General features: G+C 50.5%; 1 protein-coding gene. It reads left to right on the top strand.

Features of this window, described 5'->3' with window-relative positions; all coding sequences use genetic code 11:
• Window positions 1–106 precede the first annotated feature (106 nt).
• Window positions 107–475, top strand: a 369-nt coding sequence (locus tag J8I26_RS22555; RefSeq protein ID WP_348635357.1) for a winged helix-turn-helix transcriptional regulator, incomplete at its 3' end; no start/stop codon positions are given.

Raw genomic sequence — 475 nt, 5'->3', positions numbered from 1 at the left:
TGTTGAATTGCACTGAAAACTGACCCACTTTTCCAGGAAATTTGCACCCTAAGTTGACCCATGTTTAGACCACAATCCTGCTCATGACAGCGAGCGGGAGAACGGAGTGATAGACGTGGCCCTACTTGGAATTATTCGACGCTGGTACATCAGAGACCGCATCTCAATTCGGGAAATCGCCCGCAGGCTCGACATTTCCCGCAACACGGTTCGACGATACATTCGATCGGAAGCAGTTGAACCGTCCTATCCGACAAGGCAATCATCAAGTTCGCTTGATGAATTCGTACCTCGGCTATCCACATGGCTAACCGCTGAAGCAGCCAAATCTCGAAAGCAAAGACGAACCCTGAAACAGATGTTCCTGGAGCTGAAAGAACTGGGATACGAGGGGTCGTACGACCGTGTGGCTGCCTTTGGAAGGCAGTGGAAGGTGGGTCAATTGGAGAGGGTCAATTCTGCGAGCAAATCAACA

Origin of the sequence: Herbaspirillum sp. LeCh32-8, from assembly GCF_017814915.1 — a bacterium.
In the GTDB taxonomy this organism is placed as follows: domain Bacteria; phylum Pseudomonadota; class Gammaproteobacteria; order Burkholderiales; family Burkholderiaceae_D; genus Herbaspirillum.
Note: the sequence above shows the minus strand (reverse complement) of the source record. Positions and strands in the feature narration are given on the sequence as shown.